The sequence below is a fragment of the Rossellomorea vietnamensis NBRC 101237 genome (assembly GCF_001591825.1).
GTDB classification, from domain to species: domain Bacteria; phylum Bacillota; class Bacilli; order Bacillales; family Bacillaceae_B; genus Rossellomorea; species Rossellomorea vietnamensis.
In genome coordinates this window covers 1-6,424 of sequence record NZ_BCVQ01000089.1, presented here as the reverse complement: position 1 = coordinate 6,424, position 6,424 = coordinate 1, and the positions used below count along the sequence as shown (strand labels likewise).

The window sequence follows — 6,424 nt, the reverse complement described above, 5'->3', positions numbered from 1 at the left end:
TTTTTTTTATTTTTTGAATGAACGGGGAAAGGATCAACCAGCTAACACGAGATAACAGAAAGATTAAGTAAAAATGTTTTCTCTAAATTATAACTTTTATGGTAAAATAAGTAATATATCTATAAGCTGGATCATGAAAATTGGATGGAGAGGTGGTAGGGGATGGAAGGAATCATAAACCAAAAACTGTTAGTGTACTTTAGCAATATTGCTTTTACTATGTTGGTGTTAGTGGGATTGCCATTTTGGAGTTATCTTGAAACTGGCCGCCCAATGATGGAATGGTCATTGATCATTGGGATATTGATCACTTTGATCATCATTTATGCTTACGGTGGTGGTTATCGGTATCAAAGGATCCACAACTTGTTAAAAGGGAAAAAGAAGAAGAGATTCTATCACTCGATATCATTTTGGACAGCCTTGATTTACACTGTAGTCGTATTCTATTTAACAATGAAAGCTTATGGGGACATTTTCCATTGAAATCTTGAAGGCATAAAGAAAAAGGCCTGGTCACCCACTAGGCCTTTTCTCTTTTGCTGATAACCAGGTTTTTCGCTTTTTCCGTCATATAGGCGAAGATCACATCTTTATGGTGCAGGTTGGAGTTGGTTAGTTGTGTTTCCAGCCATTCCTTCGATTTTCCCAGGAGCTTCAAGTTCCTAGTTTGGATTTTTCCGTCCACTATGACCGAAATCGGCAGGCCTTCATCGTCGATCTTCAATTTGAGATGTTCCACTGTCACCGGCGTATTTTCTACCTTGGGGATAATGCTCACTTCCCCGATGGGCTCGAGCATCGCATAGTCCACATCTGAAATCTTCGGGTACCCTTGAGATCTGAGGATGGATGTTAATTGAATGAGTGAGATCTTTGATTTTTCCAGGTTATCTTCCAATATTTCCCCGTCTTTTATTAACAATGTAGGCTCTCCCAGGAAGAACCGGTTTCCCCATTGACTTAACGTAAGGAATGAAAACAGCACATGGAGTCCGACAAGAAAGACGAGCGCTGTGATGGTCGGCCAGAATTTTGTTGAAATCAATGGTTCAGAGGCAATGGTCCCGACGATGATGATGGCCACCAGGTCATAAGGGGTCATCTGGACGATTGTAGACTTACCCATCAGCCTCATAGCCGCTATGGTGATCAGGTAGAGGACCAGAACTTTTATCAATAGGATCATGATGATTCGCTCCATCGTGTATAGATTCCCCATTAGGATTAGCCAATGGGGAGGAAGTCATGCACGTGAAGGTACCAAAGGCCCGTCCGATAAAAAGGGAATGGCTGACTCGGGAGGTGGAGTCAGCCATTTATGATTATCCGTAACTTACGTTCAATTCATTTAATTCCTTTGATAATTTCATGAACAGTGCTTTATCCTTAGTATCCAGGGCGGCATCAATGTCAATTAAGAGCTTGGATTTCTGTGTCATTAAAATGCTTTCATGCAGTACCATATCGATATAGATTTCCATTACGCTTCTTTCAGCGGCTTTCTTCCGGGTCATGGCAGCGGCTTTCATCATTTCTGTATAGGACTTTTTGCTTTCCATATACGTCACCCCTGAATTCTTTTTATTAGTATATGGGGTAAGTAGTAAAAATTCAACCAAAAAATTAAATATTCTGATAATTTTTTATTCATAAAACAGTAGAAGGGGATAAATATCAGAATTTTTAAAAATATGAGAGACAACCCTCGAAATTTGTGGTATTATTTTGGTGAAAAATGTAAATGGAGGCGATGAAATGAGAGAAAAATCTCGAATTATAGAAGAATATGAAGTGAATCCCCATACGATGATCCTTCAGCCTATGGAATATGGCGCCAGGACATTTACGAAAATAATAGAGGTGGATGACGTATTGATTTCTCCGTTTAAACCCTTTGATATCCTCAAGAAAAGTTGTGAATTCTTTGGCTGTTCTTATGAAGGCAGGAAAGAAGGTACGAAGAAACTTACGGGTATCATCTACAAAGCCCCCATCATGGTCAACCCTGATATGTCCATTTATCTATTCCCGACATCATCTCCAGTAAAGCAGGAATGTGCATGGATTTCCCACTCCCATGTCCGGGGATATGAACGGTTGACAAATGGATCAACACGAATCTTCCTGCAAAACAATGAATCCTGCACGGTTCCCATTTCTTACAGTTCTTTTGAAAACCAAATGCTCCGCACCTCGGATCTACGCATTGCCTATACACAGCGGATCGCCGAAATGGAAAGTAAATATAATACGAAGGTCCAGAGGGAAATGAATAATGTAAAAACGTTCTATTTGAATCGACATATACACAAAACCGATGCGTGAGCCACTGTCACGCTTCTTTTGTTGTATCTGTCTTTGTTTCCGTGAAACGGCGGAACAGATAATGTCTCATTAAATCCTCCACCCGGTTCCGGAGACGTGGATTGAAGTAATTATGATGCTCTTCATATCCCTTATACAAAAACATGTACATCGTGAAAGCATCATCCGATTGAATCCTTTCCACCTTCATCTTATTCGTCCTCATATACTTTTTAACGTGGGCCAGTTCCCCCTGAATGACCTTCATCGTCTCCTCGATCATCTCTAAATACGGTCTCTTTAATTTAAATGGGCTGCTGTCGACGACTTGCAGGTCGCGATTCAATATCGTCAGTACCATGGGCAGATAGATGGCCTGCTCCAAAATATTCCGATCGGTCTCCGGTATCCTTGTCATATGAAAAGACTCCTTTTCACTTTGGTATAGAACGTGTGTTCGTATTTTATATTTTACGTTGATTTCAATTTACTTTCAATAGGGAAAATTGTAGAATTTGAATTTGTTTCTATTATGAAGGGGATCGCAGGTTTTTATCCGTGAAGGGATTCGCATTTTCAATGTCGAAAATATAATAGGGTACAGAATGAAAGGAAGGTGCTGTAGCATGAAGAAAAACATAACCATAAAAGACCTTTATGAAATAAAGGCTGTATCGGATCCAAGGCTCTCACCGGGTGGAGATGAAGCTGTATTCGTTCAAACGGTGATGTGTAAAGAAAAAGATGAATATTTCTCAACCTTACATAGTATCGACCTAAAAGAAAAATCCATTCGTCAATGGACGTTTGGGGAACAGAGGATTTCGTCACCAAGATGGTCACCTGATGGAAGGAGGATTGCTTTCATCTCCAACCGGTCCGGTGTCAATCAGCTCCATCTCATCCGACGGGATGGAGGGGAAGCAGAGCGGGTCACGGACTGTCCGGTTGCGGTCTCGAATCCTGTGTGGTCCCCATGCGGTGAAAAGATTGCTTTAACCATTCGCTTAGAGAAAGGCGGAACGTTTGATCATAAAGAAGAAAAAGAGGAAAAGCCAAAGCCTTTTGTTACAACAAGCATGAAATATAAAAGTGATGATCGCGGCTTCCATGATGATTCATATTCACAGATAGCATATGTGAATGTAGAAACGAAGGAAATGAAAAGGCTCACGGATGATGAACATGACTACACGCTTCATTCATGGTCCCCGGATGGAAAGTACCTTGCCGTATCGACAGACAGGAAAGAAGACAGGGACTTTTCATTCCAGTCCGATTTATATCTTTTTGACCTTGACACTGGAGAGATGAAACAGGTGAACGGGGAGCCGGGATACTACGGGGAAGCAAGTTGGTCTCCGGATGGCAAGCGCCTTGCCTATACTGGCCATAATCGTGAATTTGAGAACGCAACTCATAATAAGATATATATTCACGGACTTGAGACCGGGCATTCCGTTTGCCTGACTGAAGGGATGGATGTGCCGGTAGGGGATTATCTTAACAGCGACAGCATCCAGGGCTCGTCACGGACGGGGATACAGTGGTCTAAGGACAATGAAAGTTTTTACTTTCTGGCATCGGACTCGGGGAATACGGTCCTCTATTATGCTCACATCGAGGGGGGCATTTATCCTGCACTTTTACAGGAGGAGCAGCATGTCTACGGCTTCGACCTGGATTCGGACCGCCAAACCATCCTGTTGGCAATGAGCAGACCGACAGAACCAGGGGAATTGTATACACTGCATGTCCCGACCGGAGAACTCACCACCATCACCCGTTTAAACGGGGATCTGCTTGCCACGAGGGAACTGTCCTCTCCGGAATCGTTCATATATAACGGGGCGAAAGATATGCCGGTCCAAGGCTGGATCATGAAACCTGCGGGATTTGAGGAAGGAAAGAAGTATCCCCTTATCGTGGAAATCCATGGCGGTCCTCATACGATGTACGGTAACACATTCTTTCATGAGTTCCAGGTCCTCACAAACTCGGGCTATGCTGTCTTATACGTCAATCCCCGAGGAAGTCATGGCTACGGTCAGGAGTTCGTCGATGCCGTACGGGGTGATTATGGCGGGGGGGATTACGAAGATATCATGAAGGCAGTGGATTACGCACTGAAGAAATTTCCTTTCATCGATGAATCCCGCCTTGGTGTGACCGGTGGAAGCTATGGAGGCTTCATGACCAACTGGATCATCGGCCACAGCGACAGGTTCAAAGCAGCTGTGACCCAGCGATCGATCAGTAACTGGATCAGCTTTTATGGAGTGAGTGATATCGGCTACTATTTCTCCGAGTGGCAGATCCAAAGCGACCTTGGGGACGTTGAAACTTTGTGGAAGCACTCTCCCCTCGCCTACGTGAAGGATATGGACACTCCGTTATTGATCCTTCACAGTGAAAAGGATTACCGCTGTCCGATTGAGCAGGCAGAACAGTTATTCATCGCATTAAAACGGGAGAATAAAGAGACGAAGTTCGTCCGCTTCCCGGAATCCAACCACAACCTCTCCCGTACAGGAAAGCCATCCATGCGGGAAGCCCGTTTGCAGGAAATCCTCGACTGGTTCGGGGAGCATTTATAGAGAATTGGGAGAACTGTCATTCCGTTGCGGATGGCAGTTTTTTTGAGGGGAACGGAATAGGGAGAGGGGGAACGGCCATCCTTAGACGTTCGACAGGTGGGCAAGGACCCCTCATGAAAAAAATTACCCTGCCGGATGAGGTTTACAATCCCCCGCTTTAGGAAAACGTGTATTAATAAAAACGACACGTCAAATTGCAATATGGAAATCCTGTTCCGGTGTGATATGATGGGAGAGTAAGAAGTGAAGGCGAAGTTCATGGTCGTTTAAGGGGAAACATATAATATGAATATCAATACGATAAAAAATTGGTTTACGCTTGAAAATATGATGGATCTGATTCAGCAATATCGTTCATTTGGACCGATTCCCGGAATCCTCCTCCCATTGCTGGAGGCATTTCTTCCGTTCCTGCCCCTGGTGGTGTTTGTGACGGCCAATGCGAATGCATTCGGTTTATGGTGGGGCTTTTTGTTCTCATGGATCGGTGCGACGCTTGGTGCCCTGATCGTCTTTCTATTGGTAAGAAGATACGGAGAGACAAGGGTCTTTCGCTTTTTGAGGAAGAATAAGCAAGTGAATCGATTGACAAAATGGGTAGACAGGCATGGGTTTGGACCGCTGTTCATCCTTTTGTGTTTCCCGTTTACCCCGTCTGCGGTTGTAAATGTGGTGGCAGGATTATCCTCCATCAGCATTGCTCAATATATGCTGGCAGTGGTAACGGGGAAAATGGTGATGATATTCACCATTAGTTTTATAGGATATGATATTATATCATTAGTTAAACAACCAATTCGTACTGTAATCGTTGTGGCTATTATTTTTGTGTTATGGTTTATCGGAAAAAGAATTGAGATACATCTGAATAAGAAAATGGAATTAGACCAACGAATCGAACGGAAAAAGCAGGAGGAATCAAATTGAGAGAAGAGGTAAAAAGAGAAGGACTTGAATGGATCAAAGCCCTGGGAATTGGATTAATCATATTCATCATCATTCGGACCTTTCTCTTCTCCAACTATGTGGTGGAAGGCGAATCGATGATGCCGACACTGCAGGATGGAAATAAACTGGTTGTCAATAAAATCGGCTATCATATAGGAGAACTGGACCGCTTTGATGTAGTGGTGTTCCATGCAAATGAAAAAGAAGATTATGTGAAGAGGATCATTGGTTTGCCTGGTGATAAAATCGTGTACAAAGATGACAAACTTTATGTGAATGGGAAGTACTATCCAGAACCCTATTTAGAGAAGTTCAAGCAGGAGTACATCGGCAGTAAGCTGACGGGTGATTTTACCCTGCAGGAAATCACAGGAGAAAAAACAGTTCCTAAAGGTAAAATCTTCGTTCTCGGGGATAATCGCAGGGGAAGTATGGATAGCCGCTATTTCGGATTTGTGGACCGTGAGCAGATTGTCGGGAAAGTGGACCTTCGCTATTGGCCGATCAATGAATGGGATGTACAGTTTAGAAAATAGAACGAAAAAGAAGGCGCCTCATGATGGGGACGCCTT

General features: G+C 43.3%; 8 protein-coding genes. 5 read left to right on the top strand and 3 right to left on the bottom strand.

Annotation, left to right across the window (positions count from 1 at the left end; all coding sequences use genetic code 11):
- Positions 1–162 precede the first annotated feature (162 nt).
- The gene (locus BVI01S_RS21640) at positions 163–486 is read left to right on the top strand and encodes a hypothetical protein (RefSeq protein WP_061811526.1); all 324 of its coding nucleotides are present in this window, start codon (positions 163–165) and stop codon (positions 484–486) included.
- A gap of 37 nt (positions 487–523) precedes the next feature.
- Here the strand turns inward: BVI01S_RS21640 and BVI01S_RS21635 are convergent, their stop codons facing one another.
- Both BVI01S_RS21635 and BVI01S_RS21630 read right to left on the bottom strand, forming a co-directional pair.
- Positions 524–1,204 carry a DUF421 domain-containing protein gene (locus tag BVI01S_RS21635; RefSeq protein ID WP_224520506.1) on the bottom strand — a complete coding sequence of 227 codons (681 nt, stop codon included), beginning with the start codon at positions 1,202–1,204 and terminating at the stop codon, positions 524–526.
- Between the two features lie 121 nt (positions 1,205–1,325).
- On the bottom strand, positions 1,326–1,562 hold the full coding sequence (locus tag BVI01S_RS21630) for an IDEAL domain-containing protein (RefSeq protein ID WP_034763355.1): 237 nt from the start codon (positions 1,560–1,562) through the stop codon (positions 1,326–1,328).
- A 196-nt stretch (positions 1,563–1,758) separates the two neighbouring features.
- On the opposite strand from BVI01S_RS21630, the gene BVI01S_RS21625 reads away from it, so the two are divergent.
- Entirely contained in the window at positions 1,759–2,328 is a 570-nt protein-coding gene (locus BVI01S_RS21625) for a competence protein ComK (RefSeq protein ID WP_034763357.1), read from the top strand.
- A 7-nt stretch (positions 2,329–2,335) separates the two neighbouring features.
- Here the strand turns inward: BVI01S_RS21625 and BVI01S_RS21620 are convergent, their stop codons facing one another.
- Positions 2,336–2,725, bottom strand: a complete 390-nt coding sequence (locus BVI01S_RS21620) for a YhjD family protein (protein ID WP_034763359.1) — start codon at positions 2,723–2,725, stop codon at positions 2,336–2,338.
- Between the two features lie 208 nt (positions 2,726–2,933).
- On the opposite strand from BVI01S_RS21620, the gene BVI01S_RS21615 reads away from it, so the two are divergent.
- The 3 genes from BVI01S_RS21615 (at position 2,934) to lepB (ending at position 6,388) form a co-directional block, all read left to right on the top strand.
- Complete coding sequence (locus BVI01S_RS21615) at positions 2,934–4,904, top strand: S9 family peptidase (RefSeq protein WP_061811525.1); 1,971 nt, start codon at positions 2,934–2,936, stop codon at positions 4,902–4,904.
- 285 nt (positions 4,905–5,189) lie between these two features.
- Positions 5,190–5,831: a TVP38/TMEM64 family protein gene (locus tag BVI01S_RS21610; protein WP_034763362.1), complete on the top strand. Its 642-nt coding sequence runs from the start codon at positions 5,190–5,192 to the stop codon at positions 5,829–5,831.
- Complete coding sequence (gene lepB, locus BVI01S_RS21605) at positions 5,828–6,388, top strand: signal peptidase I (RefSeq protein ID WP_034763363.1); 561 nt, start codon at positions 5,828–5,830, stop codon at positions 6,386–6,388. Before BVI01S_RS21610 ends, lepB begins: the two co-directional genes overlap by 4 nt.
- The last annotated feature ends 36 nt before the right edge of the window (positions 6,389–6,424 follow it).

Excerpts from the sequence above, each read along its gene's own strand:
- BVI01S_RS21610 (WP_034763362.1), top strand. The coding sequence starts at position 5,190 with ATGAATATCAATACGATAAAAAATTGGTTTACGCTTGAAAATATGATG.
- BVI01S_RS21615 (WP_061811525.1), top strand. The coding sequence starts at position 2,934 with ATGAAGAAAAACATAACCATAAAAGACCTTTATGAAATAAAGGCTGTA.
- BVI01S_RS21625 (WP_034763357.1), top strand. The coding sequence starts at position 1,759 with ATGAGAGAAAAATCTCGAATTATAGAAGAATATGAAGTGAATCCCCAT.
- BVI01S_RS21630 (WP_034763355.1), bottom strand. The coding sequence starts at position 1,562 with ATGGAAAGCAAAAAGTCCTATACAGAAATGATGAAAGCCGCTGCCATG.
- BVI01S_RS21620 (WP_034763359.1), bottom strand. The coding sequence starts at position 2,725 with ATGACAAGGATACCGGAGACCGATCGGAATATTTTGGAGCAGGCCATC.
- BVI01S_RS21640 (WP_061811526.1), top strand. The coding sequence starts at position 163 with ATGGAAGGAATCATAAACCAAAAACTGTTAGTGTACTTTAGCAATATT.
- BVI01S_RS21635 (WP_224520506.1), bottom strand. The coding sequence starts at position 1,204 with ATGGAGCGAATCATCATGATCCTATTGATAAAAGTTCTGGTCCTCTAC.